Origin of the sequence: Rhodococcus sp. 077-4, assembly GCF_047782425.1 — a bacterium.
In the GTDB taxonomy this organism is placed as follows: Bacteria; Actinomycetota; Actinomycetes; order Mycobacteriales; family Mycobacteriaceae; genus Rhodococcoides.
Genome location: NZ_JAJPWC010000001.1, coordinates 750,426 through 766,133 on the forward strand (window position 1 = coordinate 750,426; position 15,708 = coordinate 766,133).

Consider the following 15,708-nt stretch of genomic DNA (forward strand, 5'->3'; position numbering starts at 1 on the left):
TCGCGCCCGCAACGATCCTGACCTACGGTAACCGAGTTACGACCATCGAAGTTGGGGGAGAATCGTATGGCGTCGAAGCTCGACACCGAAAGATCGATCCGCATCCGCACACGACAGTTCCCGGTCGCACCGATTCGGCATCTGACGGTACTGTCGGTCGACCCGATCGCAGTGGTCGACGACAACTGCATCCTGCGGCGCCGAGGCCACACGGTGAATCTGGTGGGATCGGGAAAAGCTGCACTGCAACACTTTCGCACCAGCGATGTCGTCCTGCTGAACATGGATCTACCGGACTTGGACGCGTTCGATGTCTGCAGCACCATCCGGCGGGAATCTGACATTCCGATCATTGCGATCGTCAACACCGACGATGAACTCGACCGGGTACTGGCACTGCGCGCCGGTGCAGACGACTGCGTGATGAAAAGTTGCGGCTTCCACGAAGTAGTGGCTCGCATCGATGCTGTGATCGGCCGCTCACGTCCACTGAAAGCGAAAGCTTCCCTGCGAGAGGAGATGACGGAGTTCGGTGGCCTGACGCTCGATGCGTCGACTCGCCGGTCACGCGTGGACAACAAGTGGATTTCTCTCACGGAGAAGGAATTCGACCTTCTGGCATTTCTCGTCCGCAAGCACCCGGCACCGGCCTCGCGAGAAGACATCATGAGATCCGTCTGGGACACCGACTGGACCGGATCCAACAGGACGATCGACACGCACGTCAGTAGCCTGCGCGCCAAGCTCGGATCGGTTCACTGGATCCAGGCCGTCCGCGGAGTGGGCTACCGAATGACTCTGCCCCCGGCGAAGCCGGATCGTTCGATTTGCTCCGTAGAAGAGAGCCAACTTCCTGCCTAGACTCACATCTTCGCCCGGGGGACAAGCGGTACTCGGCCCATACGCACCTCGAGTCGAGCGGGCCGACAGTTGCGGGATACGTGAAGTTCGGTTCGATGTGGCATGACGGTGAACTCGACCGGCCCCCGTCGAGGGGGATCTTGGTGCGTTCGGAATGCCGCACCATCCGGCCGCAGTTCCAGTGGGCCACTGTCCAGAAGTGCACCTCGAGTCAACAGTCAAGGCATGCGCCGCGCCCTACGCAGATCGATTCTTGCTGGGTTCGGCGAGTGCAGCTGTACCGATGCCATCTGATCCGGCCCTCGACAGCTCCGATAGCCACATCGCGATCAGGCCATCGACAAGCAACGGTTGATCGAGATGCACATTGTGTCCGGCACCATCGACCGCGACGTACGTTTGGCGATCGTAGTAGTCCAGAAGTTCCAACTGATCGCGCCACCCCACTACCGAATCCTGCTTACCAGTGATCAGCACGTTGATTCCGCCCAAGCGCGATGTCAGCGACTCCTCGGGGAGCGGCTCCAGGTTGTAGTTGAGCAGGAGCTCCTGAGCGGCTTCGCGGTCGTGTGCCTGGTAGCCAGGTACGACATGGTGGTGGTAGGCGGACCATGAAGCATGGGTGTGACGGGGGCTGATTGCCTTGAACGAGTCGAGGAAGACGCGATCGGCCTCATCGACGTCGAACTCGAAGTTGTCTCGTTCGACCGCGGGGATGTCGGGGTTGACAGTCCTGTTTCCTGCAGATTTGACCGCCGGCGCGATGAGAAGCGACCCGAGCACACGTGACCCATATCGAACGTGCAGTGCTCGGGCGATGAATCCGCCGTACGAGACCCCGACCAAGGCGAAATCCTCGTCGCGGAAATGGGTGTCGATGTAGTTCGAGACAGTCTCGACGACCCCTTCGGAGCTCATCGAGTTCAATCTGGGTGAACGACCAGACCCGGGAAGGTCGACGTAATGACGTTCCCATTTTTGTTCGGTGAAATTGCGGTCCAATGGCAACATCATGCGGTGATCGATCGTGAACCCGTGCAGAAGCAAGACTGGCGTACCTACTCCCTGTATGTGCGTAAACAAAGTCATACGGTTCTCCTTGCGTGCTCGGATTGTTTCCTGAGAAATTCTTTGGTCTTCTCCCGCACATATTTTTCCAGGGTGCCGTAAGAAAAATACGATAAAGCGAGGGCAAATAGATAGAATAGAGGAATCAATGCGAAGGATTCTGCCGCACCCATAGATTGCGGAGTGAAAGCAGTCTCGAACAATAGGATCAGTATCCATTGGTACATGTATATTCCAAAGGTATATTTTCCTATTACTGAGAGTTTCTTGACAATGTGCGGTACCCGATCAGTAGCAATCTCTCGTGTGGCTACGGCCCCGATCAGCAGTGTGATGGGCAGGACGGTGGCTGATGTGAGCGAGAAGAGGTATGGGAGTGTCGTCACCTCGAGCACGACTGCCAGTGCTAGTACGCTGCAGGCCAACAAAATGGATCGTGGCCAAATTCCGCGCCGCACCAGAATGCACACAATCACGCCGATGATGCACTCTAGCAAGCGGGTAAGGGGAAATATGTAGACGAACCAGTATTTCCATGACGATATCTCGACTGGTTGCATGTGCTCGACGAACGCGACGTTACCGATCCGACCCCCGTCGGGAAAGAGCGTCAGAAGAGCCGGAATGAGGATCACTGTCGCTACGAGCGTGGACAATAGTGTCCCCAGTTTTGCAGAACTCGCGCGTGAAAGTCGGCCTATCAGTTTGGGGAATATTAGATACAAGACAAGCTCGGTGCACAAGGTCCACGACGGTGCATTGAGTGAGTAGTATGCGTTCGGGTCAGGTATCCACGCGTGAAGTAGGAACAGATTCACTGGTATGGCCCAATCCAATTTCCAGAGCAACGCTAAGGCCAGGATAGATGCCACGACGTGAACGGGCCAGACCCTCAATAGCCTCTTGACCAGGAAATTCCGAAAAACCAAGGTATCGGGTTGGCTAGTGATCCATGCCAAGATGAAGCCGCTCAAGATCATGAAAAATGATACAGCGTTGCATCCGGCAGGATTCACCACTGTGAAGAGAATGCTGTCCGCGGCGACGTTACTCGTCAGGTGCAAGAAACTGAAATGCGACACCACAATAATAAACGATGGGATCAGGCGAATTGCAGCGAGTCCGTGCAGAGTCACGCGCTGAGGGGATCGATCGTCGGCGTCGGCGTCGGTTGTACGCCCCAGAGGCTCCTTATTCGAGGACATGAACCGATCCTAAGAACCTTCACACCAGTGGCAGGGTCAAGTAATCTCAGCGCTACTGTGACGGAAACCACCAAAAATATGGCTGTGTGATCGTAATTTTACTGCTGGTGAGATATCTTTTTAACATTTACTGGCCGTCGCGGAACGCCACACGATTAGCCGTGCATCGGGTCCGCGCTCGACTCCGCCGCGTCAGGTGCCATCGCCGTTGAAGGATGAGTCGAGGAGTTGCAGGAGCTCGAGCCCGCGCTACTGCAGATAGTTCTGGCAACCCAGCACTCGTGCAGCCCAGCTCGGATGGTCGTTCTCCGTGTGTGGCGCGGGCCTGCCGAACCTCGCGCAAGTATTGGCAGACGCGTGCTCGTACGCCGAGCACCAGTTCGATTACAGGACCATCGGTCCGCTCGCCGACGATCAGGCCCACGATGCGATGGTGACAGCTGCCGCCGCCGAGGACGCCGTAGACATAGGGCATGCCTCGCTCCATTCCGGTTTACAGCTCGAGGTGGCTACGTGCCGTCGAGGCGGAAAGACATTATCTGGCGGGAGTGGGAGCAGGCGACGTGGTCGCAGTCCTGCTCCCGAACCGCATCGAGATCATCACCACGATGTATGCAGCGTGGGCGCTGGGAGCGACGTTGACACCCGTCAACCCGGCACTCACCGACGACGAAGTGCGCTATCAGCTCGAGGACTCCACCACCCGCGCGCTCGTCGGGAACGATCGAGCCGGCAATCTTGCACGTGCGCAGAACATTTCATTCGTCGATGTCGATTCCGAGCAGCATCGTGGCGAAGGCGTACAGATGGGCGTCGGCCGCGCCATCCCGGGGCCCGACGCTCATTCCGCTCCCGCACTGATCGTCTACACCTCGGGAACGACGGGGCGTCCGAAAGGCTGTGTACTGACCCATCGCAACATCGACCGCATGAGCGCGGCGATCGTCACTGCGTGCGAACTCGGCGACGCAGACACGAGCTTGCTGGTGCTCCCACTTTTTCATTGCAACGGCCTTGTCGTTGGCACGGTTGCCCCGTTGCGAGCCGGCGGAAATGTCCATGTCGCGCCGCGATTCTCCCCGGACACGTTCTGGGACAACGTAGAACGCGTCCGACCCACATACTTCTCCGCAGTACCGACCATGTATTCGTTGCTGGCGGATCGAGGACCGACGGACCGCGATGTCTCGTCGCTGCGTTTCGTCATCTGCGGGGCAGCGCCCATGCCGGCCGGATTGATCGCGTCGTTCGAGTCGACCTTCCACGTTCCCATCGTCGAGGGCTACGGCCTGTCCGAATGTACTGTCGCAGCAACCATCAACCCGCCCAGCGGACTCCGCAAGCCGGGCACGGTGGGCATCGCGCTACCGGGTGTCGACATCGCCATCCGAACTCCCGACGGACCGAGTACTCATCCCGGTCGAACCGGGGAGGTGCTGGTGCGCGGCGAGACCGTCATGCAGGGATACCTGGGTCTACCGGAGATCACCGACAATACGATTCGCGACGGGTGGCTGCATACCGGAGACGTCGGCGTCGTCGACTCGGACGGTTATCTCGTCCTGGTGGATCGCCTCAAGGACATGATAATTCGCGGCGGAGAGAACATCGCACCGAGCGAAATCGAACACGTTCTGCAGTTGCACCCCGACGTCCTCGAAGCGGCTGTCATCGGCGAAGAACATCCGGTCTACGGCGAAGTCCCCGTCGCGCACGTTGTCGCACGAGCCGGCAGAACGATCTTCGTCGACGAGTTGGAAGCACACTGTGAACGGAGCTTGGCCAAGTACAAGCGACCCAGCCGCATGGTCGTTCACGATGCTCTGCCGAAGAACGCCGTCGGAAAGATCGCGAAGAAGGACCTTCGGTGAGTTCGAGGATGCGGCGTCTAGTTCCGCACGACGGCGTCGACGAGGAGCGCTGCAGCGAAGATCATCAGCAGCACGCCCACTCCCAGTTCCAGGTTGGCCAGTCCGCGTGATCCCAGATTGCGAAAAGCTCTGACGCCGAACACAACCAGTATCGGTAGGTAGAGAACTCCGACGAGGACGTCGGCCGCGCCGAGCACGCCGAGTTGCATCGCGATCGGCCACGAGGACGATCGGTCGACGAATTGTGGCAGCACGGCGACGAAGAACAGAATCACTTTCGGGTTCGTCAGATTGGTGACGAAGGTGCCGCGGAAGGCACGTCTACTCGATCCGGGTTCGGCACCGACGGCAAGTGGACTTTCGTTGCTCCGCCTGATTCGGCGGCTCGCTGAAAGCGCGCGGACTCCGAGGTAGGCGAGATATGCGGCACCGATCAACGCGAGAACGGTGAGACTGCCGGGAACGGCGACGATCAACGCGGACAGGCCGACTGCGCTGATGAGCATGTGCACGGCCAAACTGCACAAGGCACCTGCGGCTGCTGCCATCGCGACGAGTCGTCCTCCGACACTCGACCGCAGGATCATCACGGTATCGGGCCCGGGAGAGATGTAGCTGGCCAACACCAAAGACAAGAACACAGCCCACGGCACGCTCACGGGTCCTTGGGATCCTCTCGGTGCGACTCGGAGGCGATCGAGAGTAGCGCAATCGGCTTCGTCGGTTCACAGGGTGGGCAGGTCTGCACGCTACCCAGGTAGTCGCTCGGACGCTCTGCGAACCCGACGGTTGTGCCACGCCTGCGCTGCGAAGGGCGCACCGACCACACCGATGCAGACGACCGGCAATGCGACGGACCACGGCACGGACGCGCTCTTCAGGGCCATCACTACGCCGAGGAGGACCATCGGTTGTCCGAACGTGTCCAATAGGTCTACTCGACGGGGTTCGACCGGCGGTCGACCGAGTAACGGAATGCGGCGGCCCGCGTTCTCTCGCATGGTTCGCCGCGTCGACGCGACAATGAACGCCGCTCCTATGGCCGACGCGCAGACTCCTGCCGCGGCCAACCAGTTCTGTCCTTCGTCGACCAGAACCACCGTCAGGCAGAGGGCGGCAAGGATGACGTAGGTGCCGGCCAGCTTCCAGCGAGGTGCAGGCTCGCGCTCATCGCGCTGCACGCTGACCGGCCGCATCGGTTGCAGTGGCTCCATCGCCCGACCTTCCCACACCCCGGCTCTTGACCGGCTGCAAGAACACGAAGTAGCCTGACCGACAGTTGATATATCACGACAGAAGACGAAAGCCCGAGGAACCGAAGGTATGACCACAGCGCTGAAGATCGATGGGACGGCAGTCAGTGCAATCGTCAAGGACGATCTGCGGAATCGAGTCGACACGCTCCTTGCGCGAGGGATCAGGCCCGGACTCGGCACGATCCTGGTGGGCGACGATCCGGGTAGTCGTTCGTACGTCGCAGCCAAGCATCGTGACTGTGCCGAGGTGGGACTGCATTCGATTCAGGTGCGGCTGCCCGCGTCCGCGACCCAGCGCGAGATCGAAGATGCGGTACATGCCCTCAATGCAGACCCCGAGTGCACCGGCTTCATCGTGCAGCTGCCGCTGCCGTCACACATCGACACTCACCGGGTGATAGAGCTCATCGATCCGCGCAAGGACGCAGACGGACTGCACCCGACCAATCTCGGTCGGCTCGTGCTCGGCATGGACGGGCCGTTGCCCTGTACACCGCGCGGAATTCTGGAACTGCTTCGCCACCATGATGTTCCGATCACCGGCGCGCGCTTCTGCATCATCGGGTGTGGCATCACCGTGGGCCGCCCGCTCGGTCTGATGCTCACCCGGCGCAGCGAGCATGCGACGGTCACCATGTGCCACGAGGCGACGGTGGACACCGCTGCGCATACGCGAGCTGCCGACGTCGTCATCGCAGCAGCGGGCGTTGCGCACCTGGTGCGTCCCGATTGGATCAGTGCCGGGGCCACGGTGTTGTCGGTGGGTATCACCCGCACCGTCGAAGGAATCCTCGGCGACGTCCATCCCGGCGTCGAGCAGGTCGCAGGACGGCTCAGCGGTGCCACCGGCGGTGTCGGACCGATGACCCGCGCCATGCTGCTGACGAACGTCGTGGAATGCGCGGAAACCGCTCAGGCCGTGGGGATGAACGACTCGCGGTAGCCCATCTTCTCGCTGATCTCGGCGGCTGCGGCCAGAACGTCCGGGACTATCGCCCGCATTCGGGTCTCGTCGAAACGATAGACCGGACCGGAAATGCTCAGTGCGGCAGTGGTTTTACCGGTGTAGTCGAGAATCGGGGCCGCAATGGCATTGAGCCCGGTCTCGAATTCCTCGACCACGACGGCATATCCGAGGGTCACGGCCGCGTCGAGTTCGGCGGTGAGGGCGGCAACCGTGGTGAGTGTGTGCTCGGTGTACCGATGCAGCTCGAGCGAATCGACGACGGTGCGTCGAGTGTCGGGATCGAGGGCGGCCAGTAGTACCTTGCCGCTCGCGGTGGCGTGCAGGGGAGTCTGTTCACCGATCCAGTTGTGAGTTCCGACCGAGCTGGGTCCGCGAGCCTGATCGAGGTGTATCGCTGTATTGGCGCGCAGCACAGCGATATTCACAGTTTCACCGAGCTTTCCGGCGAGGCGTTCGCAGACGGCGTGGCCGTATTCGGTGATCTCGAGGCGCTCGGGCACGGCCGCGGCAAGCCTGAGAACCCCCAGGCTGAGCCGGTATTTCCCGCGATTGTGAGTCTGCATCACCATGTCGTGCTCTTCGAGCGACGCCAAGAGCCGCGACACGGTGGACTTGTGTACGCCGATTTCGGTGGCGATGGCGCTGACGCCTGCCTCCCCGAGCCTGGCCACAACCTCGAGCACTCGAAATGCGCGGTCGACGGATTGGACGCCGCCCTCCGGGGCACGTGTCGAATCGTCGGTTGCCACCCCCTGGACTATACGTACCGGACACCTACCTGGTGGTACGCCCCCTCGGGCGGTGACGTCTAGATGACGGCCCGAACTGCAACGTCGAACTCGGTCACGTGTGCTCGGGCGATCGTTGCGGCGGTCTCCGCATCGCCCGCCGCGATGGCGCGCAGAAGCTCGGTGTGCGTACCCACGTGATCGGCGAGTGGGGGCAGACGATCCATGAACAGCCAGAAGATGCGTGTGGCGAGATTGTTGTAGCGGATCAGCGCGTCTTCGAGAACGGGGTTCGACGCCAGCCGGTACACGGTGCGGTGGACTTCTGCGTCCCACTTGATCAGGTCGTACTGGCTGGGCGGTGCGGCCTCGAACTTCTCGGTGCGGTCGGCCATGCCCAACAGCACTTGCCGCTGCGTCGCCGTCGCCGCCGTGGCTGCCTTGGTGGCCGCCAGCGGCTCGAGGCGTTGACGGATCTCGGAGATGTCACCCAGGTCGGCGACGTCGATCGACGTCGCGAACGTGCCGCGTCGTGCGTGCGAGATGACGAGCCGCTCGTACTCGAGCCGTTTGAGCGCCTCCCGCACCGGTGTGCGGCCGACGCCCAGCTCGACGGACAGGGCAGATTCGACGACGGCTTCACCGGGCTTGATTGCGAGCATGACGAGCTTGTCGCGAATGGCCGCGTACGCGATGTCTGCCATCGTCGCCCCCGGCTCGGCCGACACCCCCGACGATCCGGGGGTGCTGGACGACTCCGCCTCGACGCTCATGGTCACCGATCCTATCGGCACCGAGACTGCGGCAGGGGCGGTCAGGCCTCGATACGGTTCTTCAACCAATCGTGGAAGATGCCGATGTGGTGTTCGCTGCCCACCAGCACGCCGCCGTCGCGATACTTGCGCGAGTTCATGGCGGGCTGGCAGCGTTCGCAGGCCTCGAAGTCCTGCAGATTCACCCGATGGAACAGCTCCACGGAGTGCTGCAGGTCCCGTCCCGAGGCGACGACCCCTGGCAGGTAGAGCCAATCGCATTCCACCAGAGTGTGATCGGCCGCGATCGGATACATGCGGTGGATGATGACGTGATCGGGGACGAGGTTGACGAACACCTGGGGACGAACGGTGATTGCGTAGTAGCGCCGATCCTGCTCGGGTGCGATTCCCGGAATCGCGTCGTGCCCCTCGGATCCGTCGAGCGTGAATCCTCGTACGGATTCACCGAATTCGGCTCCGTGGCCGACGTAGTACTGGGCTGCATAGCCGTCGGCGAACTCCGGCAGTACCTCGGTCAGCTCCGGATGGATCGTGGCGCAGTGGTAGCACTCCATGAAGTTCTCGATGATGAGCTTCCAGTTCGCCTTGACGTCGTAGCTGACGCGCCTGCCGAGTCCGAGGTCCTCGATCTTGTAACGGTCGATCGATTCGACGTCACCGAGTCGGTCGCGGATGTCCTGCACCACGGTGGTGTCGAAGGATGCCGGATTGTCGCTCAGGTTGACCCAGACGTAACCGAGCCATTCCTCCACCGACACCGAGGACAGGCCGTAGCGAACCCGGTCGATGTCGGGCATCTTGGTGAGATTCGGTGCAGCGATGAGCTTTCCGTCGAGATCGTATGTCCAGGCGTGGTACGGGCATTGGAACGATCGCTTGACCTCGCCCTTGTCTTCCATGCAGATCCGCGCGCCTCGGTGCGCGCAGACGTTGAGGTAGGCCTTGATGGCCCCGGTGCGTGTCCGTGTCACGATCACGCTCTCCCGACCGATCTGCACGGTGCGGAAGGCACCGGGCTTGTCCAGGTCCGCAGCACGGACGGCGCAGATCCACAGTTCCTCGAAGATCTTCTCCTGTTCGAGTTCGAAGATCGCCGGATCGGTGTAGTAGCGACCCGGGAGGGTGGAGATCAGGCTCTCGGGCAGGGGGAGCGAGGTATCGGGAATTGTGGTCAAGGGGGTCCTCCGTACGTGGCCGACCTCGAGGATCGGTGGCGAGACGTCAACTGCGATAGCGGGTTACGACGGGTGGAGCATCGGGTCTGCTGGTGGTGTCAGACCGCGCGGGCAGGAGCCGAGAGCTGTCGACGCCAGCGGGTGAACAATCGAACCTGATTGACACCGAGTACGCCGACCGGAAGTCCGTCGGATCGGTACACGGCGAGAAAGCTGCCCGCCTCGGGCGAACCCTCTTCGATGGTGCATTCGTTGTCCGGCCCTGCGGTGCCGGCGAATTGGATGCGTGAGCCGTACTGGTCGGACCAGAAGTACGGGGGTTTGACGTGTTGGCCGCCGTAGCTGCCCGCCAGCAGCGTCGCCACTGCGACGGTCGGTCTTTCGGACGCGCCTGCCCAATGCTCGACCCGTCGATGGATGCCGCTCGAATCGAGCCACGCGGCGCAGTCGCCGACGGCGACCACTCCGGGAAGCGCCGTTGCCCCGCCGCCGTCGCACAGGATTCCGTTGCCGAGGGCGAGTCCACTGGTACTCAGCCAATCGATGTTCGGAACACCGCCGATGCCGACGACCACGACGTCCGCGTCGAGCAGCCGACCGTCCGCGAGTCGAACGCCCTCGACGCGGTCGGTGCCGGTGAGGCCGTCGACGGCAATTCCGCAGATCAACGTGGTGCCGTTGTCGCGGTGCAGGTTGCCCACCGCGCTGCCCAGCCGGGTACCGAGTGGTCCGGCGAGCGGTGACGGTGCGGCCTCGACGACGGTGACGTCGAGGCCCAGTCTCCGTGCAGTGGAGGCTACTTCGGCTCCGATGAACCCGGCACCGATGACGACCAACCGCGCTCCTGGCACGAGTTCTGCCCGCAAGCGGTCGGCGTCGTCGATGGTGCGCAGAACGTGCACACCCGACAGGTGCTCGGTCCCGGGAAGCGATCGTGCGCGTGAACCGGTGGCCACGATGACGCCGTCGGACGTGACTTCGGCGCCGTCGTCGAGGGTGACGGTGCGACGCGAGGCATCCAGTGCGGTGGCTGTGCGGCCCAGAATCCAGGTGGCATCGAGGTTTTCGTCCTCGGGTTCGAGCGCGAGAGTCGCCACGTCCACCTCGCCGGCCAGATACTCCTTGGACAGCGGAGGGCGGTCGTAGGGTCGGTGGCTTTCGGCACCGATGATGGTCACTGCGCCGTCGAACCCGGCTGCCCGCAACGCGCGCGCCGAGCACAGTCCCGCCAGGGATGCCCCGACGATGGTCACGCTTTTCACGGTCGACCCTCGGCGGCCAGACGGCCACGAACGTCGGGCGGAAGATTGGGGGCCGCGGTGCTCAGCTCGATGTAGATCACACCGTCGTCGACGACAACGGTGTGAGTGCGCACCGGCAACTTCGCGGGGGGAGCGTCGACAGCTCCTGTGCGCAGGTCGAACGTGGACGCGTGGAGCGGACATTCGACCGCGCATCCTTCCAGCCAGCCGTCGGCGAGCGACGCGTCCTGATGCGTACAGGTGTCGTCGATCGCGAACAGCTCACCGTCCTCGGTGTGGAACACCGCCACCGGAGGGGTGGTGTCGACGCGAAGGGCTTCGCCGCCGGGAAGGTCGGCCAATGGGCACACCTCGAGCATTCGGATCCTCTCTGTATCGCTATGCGGAACACGTCTTACTGGCCGCAACAATAGTGTGAACATCGCCACAGGGGCGTGTCAAGAGGAGACGCCACTTTTCACGCCTGCGAAACATGATGTAACGCGAATCGGACAAGACGCAGGTTGGGGCTGCTGATCAGCATAATTAGCCCATGTAATGACTAGATGACGCGCAGTCGACCGGCAGGCTCGGCGGCACCCGGACTGGACGGCGACGGTCCGGGACGCCGTCAGGCATCGGTTACCGATGGGTAGAACTCGCGATCTTGATATATCAGCGGCTCAGTTGCCGCGGGCGATCCATTCTTCGAGGTGTGGTGCTTCGTCGCCGATGCGGGTTCCGTCGCCGTGTCCGGTGTTGACGCGGGTCTCGACAGGGAGGGCGAAGAGGCGGTCTCGGATGGATCCGATGATGGTCGGGAAATCCGAGTACGAGCGTCCGGTGGCTCCGGGTCCGCCGGAGAAGAGGGTGTCACCGGAGAACAACTGTCCTGCTTCGGGCAGATACAGGCACGTCGAGCCGGGTGAATGCCCGGGGGTGTGCAACGCCAGGATGTCGGTGCCGGCGACGGTGATGCGCTGGCCGTCCTCGAGGGCGGCGTGCCCGACCCCGGGGTGGGTCTGGTCCCACAGCATGTCGTCGGCGGGGTGCAACAGGATCGGCGCATCGAGGGCCTCGGCCAACTCGGGGGCGACGGTGACGTGGTCGTTGTGACCGTGGGTGCAGACGATCGCCGTCACATTCCGGCCGGCGACCGCATCGATGATGGGGGCGGCGGTGTGGGCGGCGTCGACGATCACCACCTCGTCGTCGTCACCGATGAGCCAGATGTTGTTGTCCACATCCCAGGTGCCACCGTCGAGGCTGAACGTGCCCGAGGTGACGACGTTCTGGACACGGAAGGTCCCGCTCACAGGATCACCACCGACCGCAGCACGGTGCCCTGATGCATCTTGTCGAACGCGGCTTCGACGTCGTCGAGGGTGATGCGTTCGGTGACGAACTTCTCGAGCGGCAACCGGCCCTGCTGGTACAGGTCCACCAACTGCGGGAAGTCGCGTTCGGGCAGGCAGTCTCCGTACCAGGACGATTTCAGTGATCCGCCGCGGGAGAAGAAGTCGATCAGCGGCATCTCGAGGGTCATCTCCGGTGTCGGGACACCGACGAGGACGACGGTTCCGGCCAGATCGCGGGCGTAGAACGCCTGCTTCCACGTCTCGGGGCGGCCGACGGCGTCGATGACGACATCGGCACCGAACCCTCCGGTGAGTTCCTGCACCGCCTCGACGGCGTCGACGACCGAGGAGTCGACGGTGTGGGTGGCTCCCAGGCCCAGTGCCCATTCGAGCTTGCCCGGGTCGCGGTCGACGGCGATGATCGTCGACGCCCCCGCCAGGCGGGCTCCGGCGATCGCGGCGTCGCCGACACCGCCGCAGCCGATCACCGCGACCGAATCTCCGCGGGAGACGTTGCCGGTGTTCATTGCCGCGCCGAGTCCGGCCATCACGCCGCAGCCGAGCAGTCCGACGACGGCGGGGTCGGCGTCCGGGTTGACCTTGGTGCACTGGCCTTCGTGGACGAGGGTTTTCTCGGCGAATGCGCCGATGCCCAGCGCCGGGGTCAGTTCGGTGCCGTCGTCGAGGGTCATCTTCTGTGCGGCGTTGTGGGTGTCGAAGCAGTACCACGGGGTGCCGCGTTTGCAGGCGCGGCATTCCCCGCACACGGCTCGCCAGTTGAGGACGACGAAGTCGCCGACCTCGACGTGTTCGACGCGGTCGCCGATGGTCTCGACGATGCCGGCGGCTTCGTGTCCGAGCAGGAACGGGAATTCGTCGTTGATGCCGCCTTCGCGGTAGTGCAGGTCGGTGTGGCACACCCCGCAGGCCTGAATCTTCACCACGACCTCGTTCGGTCCGGGATCGGGGATGGTGATCGTCTCGATGGAGACGGGTGCGCCCTTGCTCTTGGCGACGACGGCGCGGACCTGCTGCGGCATGGTTGTTGCTCCTGGGAGAGGTGTGGCAGTGCCAACGGCTGTTCGCCGGGCGTGGATACGAGTTAATATATCAGTTACAGGGCAGAGTGGAATGTTAAATACCGGTATCGAAACGTGTCGATTGCCGAGACCTCGTGGTCATCTGCGCTGGTCGAAGGGTTGAGTTGCGGGAAACGGTCCCATTGGGCCGCCTCGAGAGGACAATCATCTCTTGACATCGCACCCGGGTCGGCTCAGTCTGGTTCGGGTCAAACCATTTCAAGTTGCGCAGAGAGCAACGCGTCGCACACCCAGTCTCGACCACCACGCTGCGTGCACGGGCGACACACCTATTCGGCGAGAGCCGGAGGGAGAACGAATGTGACTACGAACAGCAAACCCCGAGGGGACAAGACTCGGGCCGCGTCGGCCGAGAAACATGCCCCCCACCATTACGGCCCGCTCGAGGTCTACCACCACGGAGAGGAGGGCAAACCGCGCACCGACAAGGTGGTCTTCGGCATCACGGCCGCCATCGTGATCGCCATCCTGGCCTGGGGTGTCCTCGGAACCGAGAACATGAAGTCCGTCAATGCGTCCGTACTCGACTGGGTCGTGACCAACGTCGGCTGGCTGTTCATCTTCTCGGCCACCGGGTTCGTGATCTTCGCACTGTGGCTCGCGCTCAGTCGGTACGGCAAGATTCCGCTCGGTAAGGACGGCGAGAAGCCGGAATTCAACACCGTCAGCTGGATCGCGATGATGTTCAGCGCCGGCATGGGAATCGGATTGATCTTCTGGGGAGTGGCCGAGCCGCTCACCCACTTCGTCACCCCACCGCCCGGAATCACCGATTCGACTGTGGGAACTGCACTCTCGACGGCCATCTTCCACTGGGGACTGCACCCCTGGTCGATGTACGCGGTGGTCGGATTGTCCATCGCCTACGGCACCTACCGGATGGGCCGCAAGCAGCTCATCAGCTCCTCGTTCATTCCGCTGATCGGTCGCCGCGCCGAAGGTCCCATCGGCAAGGTCATCGACATTCTGGCGATCTTCGCCACGATGTTCGGCACCGCGGCATCCCTCGGCCTCGGCGCACTCCAGATCGGTTCCGGTATCGAGGTTCTCGGCTGGGTCAACCAAGCGGGAACGCTTCTGCTCGTGGCTGTCGTCGCCATCCTGACACTTGCGTTCGTGGCCTCGGCAGTGTCCGGGGTGTCCAAGGGAATTCAGTGGCTGTCGAACATCAACATGGTGCTGGCCCTCGTGCTCGCGCTGTTCGTATTCGTCGCCGGACCCACAGTGCTCATCCTGAACCTGCTGCCCACCACTCTCGGTGACTACGCCGCGCACATCGCCGGCATGTCGGCGCGCTCGGCGGCATCCGGTGGCCCAGAGACCGAGTCCTGGCTCTCGTCCTGGACGATCTTCTACTGGGCCTGGTGGATCTCGTGGACCCCCTTCGTCGGTATGTTCCTCGCTCGCATCAGTCGCGGCCGCACCATCCGCCAGTTCGTCATCGGCGTCATTCTCATCCCTACGTCGGTGAGCTTGATCTGGTTCTCGATCTTCGGTGGAGCGGCAATCGGCGAGCAGCAGAAGGGAACCGAGGATCTGGTGGCCCTCGGTAAGCCGGAGTCGCAGCTGTTCGCGGTTCTCGACCATTTCCCGTTGGCCGGCATCTCGTCGGTGTTGGTGATGGTGTTGGTAGGCATCTTCTTCGTCAGTGGTGCCGACGCTGCCTCGATCGTGATGGGCACCCTGTCACAACGCGGCACCCTGGACCCGTCGCGTGGGGTCGTCGCCTTCTGGGGCGTGGTCACCGGCGGCATTGCGATCCTGATGCTGTGGACCGGAGGTTCGGACGCCCTCAACGGGTTGCAGACGATGACCATCATCGTGGCGGCACCGTTCGTACTGGTGATGATCGGTACGTGTGTCTCGCTGTACAAGGACGTCACGAACGATCCGTTCATCGTCAAGAACCCCAAGGCCCCGCCGAAAGTCAAGGCCGGCAAGTGAAGTGAACGATGGTGCGGGACGCGAGACCATGCGTCCCGCACCATCGGTATTTCGGGGGTTGACCGAGACCACCCGTGCCCATACTCTTGATATATCAATCTCTGGTTAGTTGTCGTGCAGGCCGTTGGTCACCTCGGCCGAGCTCCATCTCTCCACCC

15 protein-coding genes are annotated in these 15,708 nt (G+C 62.5%); 4 read left to right on the forward strand and 11 right to left on the reverse strand.

Going from position 1 to position 15,708, the window contains the following annotated elements:
* Positions 1-66 precede the first annotated feature (66 nt).
* Positions 67-861 (forward strand): response regulator transcription factor, encoded by a 795-nt coding sequence (locus tag ACNEOT_RS03695; protein ID WP_415972216.1) that lies wholly within the window; start codon positions 67-69, stop codon positions 859-861.
* A 237-nt stretch (positions 862-1,098) separates the two neighbouring features.
* Here ACNEOT_RS03695 and ACNEOT_RS03700 read toward each other — a convergent pair whose 3' ends face one another.
* Both ACNEOT_RS03700 and ACNEOT_RS03705 read right to left on the reverse strand, forming a co-directional pair.
* A complete protein-coding gene (locus tag ACNEOT_RS03700; protein WP_415972218.1) occupies positions 1,099-1,950 on the reverse strand; it encodes an alpha/beta fold hydrolase in 852 nt (283 codons plus the stop codon).
* A complete protein-coding gene (locus tag ACNEOT_RS03705; RefSeq protein ID WP_415972220.1) occupies positions 1,947-3,134 on the reverse strand; it encodes an acyltransferase family protein in 1,188 nt (395 codons plus the stop codon). Before ACNEOT_RS03705 ends, ACNEOT_RS03700 begins: the two co-directional genes overlap by 4 nt.
* A 473-nt stretch (positions 3,135-3,607) precedes the next feature.
* On the opposite strand from ACNEOT_RS03705, the gene ACNEOT_RS03710 reads away from it, so the two are divergent.
* Complete coding sequence (locus ACNEOT_RS03710) at positions 3,608-5,005, forward strand: class I adenylate-forming enzyme family protein (protein ID WP_415972222.1); 1,398 nt, start codon at positions 3,608-3,610, stop codon at positions 5,003-5,005.
* Positions 5,006-5,022: 17 nt separating this feature from the next.
* On the opposite strand, the gene ACNEOT_RS03715 is transcribed toward ACNEOT_RS03710, so the two are convergent.
* Both ACNEOT_RS03715 and ACNEOT_RS03720 read right to left on the reverse strand, forming a co-directional pair.
* Positions 5,023-5,664: a LysE family translocator gene (locus ACNEOT_RS03715; protein ID WP_415972224.1), complete on the reverse strand. Its 642-nt coding sequence runs from the start codon at positions 5,662-5,664 to the stop codon at positions 5,023-5,025.
* A gap of 90 nt (positions 5,665-5,754) precedes the next feature.
* A complete protein-coding gene (locus ACNEOT_RS03720; protein WP_415972226.1) occupies positions 5,755-6,219 on the reverse strand; it encodes a hypothetical protein in 465 nt (154 codons plus the stop codon).
* Positions 6,220-6,328: 109 nt separating this feature from the next.
* Between ACNEOT_RS03720 and ACNEOT_RS03725 the strand changes: the two genes are divergently transcribed.
* The gene (locus ACNEOT_RS03725) at positions 6,329-7,204 is read left to right on the forward strand and encodes a bifunctional methylenetetrahydrofolate dehydrogenase/methenyltetrahydrofolate cyclohydrolase (protein WP_415972228.1); all 876 of its coding nucleotides are present in this window, start codon (positions 6,329-6,331) and stop codon (positions 7,202-7,204) included.
* Here the strand turns inward: ACNEOT_RS03725 and ACNEOT_RS03730 are convergent.
* The 7 genes from ACNEOT_RS03730 to ACNEOT_RS03760 form a co-directional block, all read right to left on the reverse strand.
* Positions 7,174-7,977 carry an IclR family transcriptional regulator gene (locus tag ACNEOT_RS03730; protein WP_415972230.1) on the reverse strand — a complete coding sequence of 268 codons (804 nt, stop codon included), beginning with the start codon at positions 7,975-7,977 and terminating at the stop codon, positions 7,174-7,176. The two genes, ACNEOT_RS03725 and ACNEOT_RS03730, sit on opposite strands and share 31 nt — an antisense overlap.
* A 59-nt stretch (positions 7,978-8,036) precedes the next feature.
* On the reverse strand, positions 8,037-8,729 hold the full coding sequence (locus ACNEOT_RS03735) for a GntR family transcriptional regulator (RefSeq protein ID WP_415972232.1): 693 nt from the start codon (positions 8,727-8,729) through the stop codon (positions 8,037-8,039).
* Between the two features lie 41 nt (positions 8,730-8,770).
* Positions 8,771-9,907 (reverse strand): aromatic ring-hydroxylating oxygenase subunit alpha, encoded by a 1,137-nt coding sequence (locus ACNEOT_RS03740; protein ID WP_415972234.1) that lies wholly within the window; start codon positions 9,905-9,907, stop codon positions 8,771-8,773.
* 98 nt (positions 9,908-10,005) lie between these two features.
* A complete protein-coding gene (locus ACNEOT_RS03745; protein ID WP_415972236.1) occupies positions 10,006-11,160 on the reverse strand; it encodes an NAD(P)/FAD-dependent oxidoreductase in 1,155 nt (384 codons plus the stop codon).
* Positions 11,161-11,165: 5 nt separating this feature from the next.
* Positions 11,166-11,528, reverse strand: a complete 363-nt coding sequence (locus ACNEOT_RS03750; RefSeq protein ID WP_415972238.1) for a bifunctional 3-phenylpropionate/cinnamic acid dioxygenase ferredoxin subunit — start codon at positions 11,526-11,528, stop codon at positions 11,166-11,168.
* Positions 11,529-11,831: 303 nt separating this feature from the next.
* Positions 11,832-12,464 (reverse strand): MBL fold metallo-hydrolase, encoded by a 633-nt coding sequence (locus ACNEOT_RS03755; protein WP_415972239.1) that lies wholly within the window; start codon positions 12,462-12,464, stop codon positions 11,832-11,834.
* Positions 12,461-13,546, reverse strand: a complete 1,086-nt coding sequence (locus tag ACNEOT_RS03760) for an S-(hydroxymethyl)mycothiol dehydrogenase (RefSeq protein ID WP_415972241.1) — start codon at positions 13,544-13,546, stop codon at positions 12,461-12,463. The genes ACNEOT_RS03755 and ACNEOT_RS03760 overlap by 4 nt, the downstream gene beginning before the upstream one ends.
* A 489-nt stretch (positions 13,547-14,035) precedes the next feature.
* Here ACNEOT_RS03760 and ACNEOT_RS03765 point away from each other — a divergent pair, with 489 nt between their 5' ends.
* On the forward strand, positions 14,036-15,550 hold the full coding sequence (locus ACNEOT_RS03765) for a BCCT family transporter (protein ID WP_415973637.1): 1,515 nt from the start codon (positions 14,036-14,038) through the stop codon (positions 15,548-15,550).
* Positions 15,551-15,708 lie beyond the last annotated feature (158 nt).

Bases quoted from the DNA above. Each gene is read 5' to 3' on its own strand.
- ACNEOT_RS03695 (WP_415972216.1), top strand. From the start codon at position 67: ATGGCGTCGAAGCTCGACACCGAAAGATCGATCCGCATCCGCACACGA.
- ACNEOT_RS03700 (WP_415972218.1), bottom strand. From the start codon at position 1,950: ATGACTTTGTTTACGCACATACAGGGAGTAGGTACGCCAGTCTTGCTT.
- ACNEOT_RS03705 (WP_415972220.1), bottom strand. From the start codon at position 3,134: ATGTCCTCGAATAAGGAGCCTCTGGGGCGTACAACCGACGCCGACGCC.
- ACNEOT_RS03710 (WP_415972222.1), top strand. From the start codon at position 3,608: ATGCCTCGCTCCATTCCGGTTTACAGCTCGAGGTGGCTACGTGCCGTC.
- ACNEOT_RS03720 (WP_415972226.1), bottom strand. From the start codon at position 6,219: ATGGAGCCACTGCAACCGATGCGGCCGGTCAGCGTGCAGCGCGATGAG.
- ACNEOT_RS03725 (WP_415972228.1), top strand. From the start codon at position 6,329: ATGACCACAGCGCTGAAGATCGATGGGACGGCAGTCAGTGCAATCGTC.
- ACNEOT_RS03735 (WP_415972232.1), bottom strand. From the start codon at position 8,729: ATGAGCGTCGAGGCGGAGTCGTCCAGCACCCCCGGATCGTCGGGGGTG.
- ACNEOT_RS03750 (WP_415972238.1), bottom strand. From the start codon at position 11,528: ATGCTCGAGGTGTGCCCATTGGCCGACCTTCCCGGCGGCGAAGCCCTT.
- ACNEOT_RS03760 (WP_415972241.1), bottom strand. From the start codon at position 13,546: ATGCCGCAGCAGGTCCGCGCCGTCGTCGCCAAGAGCAAGGGCGCACCC.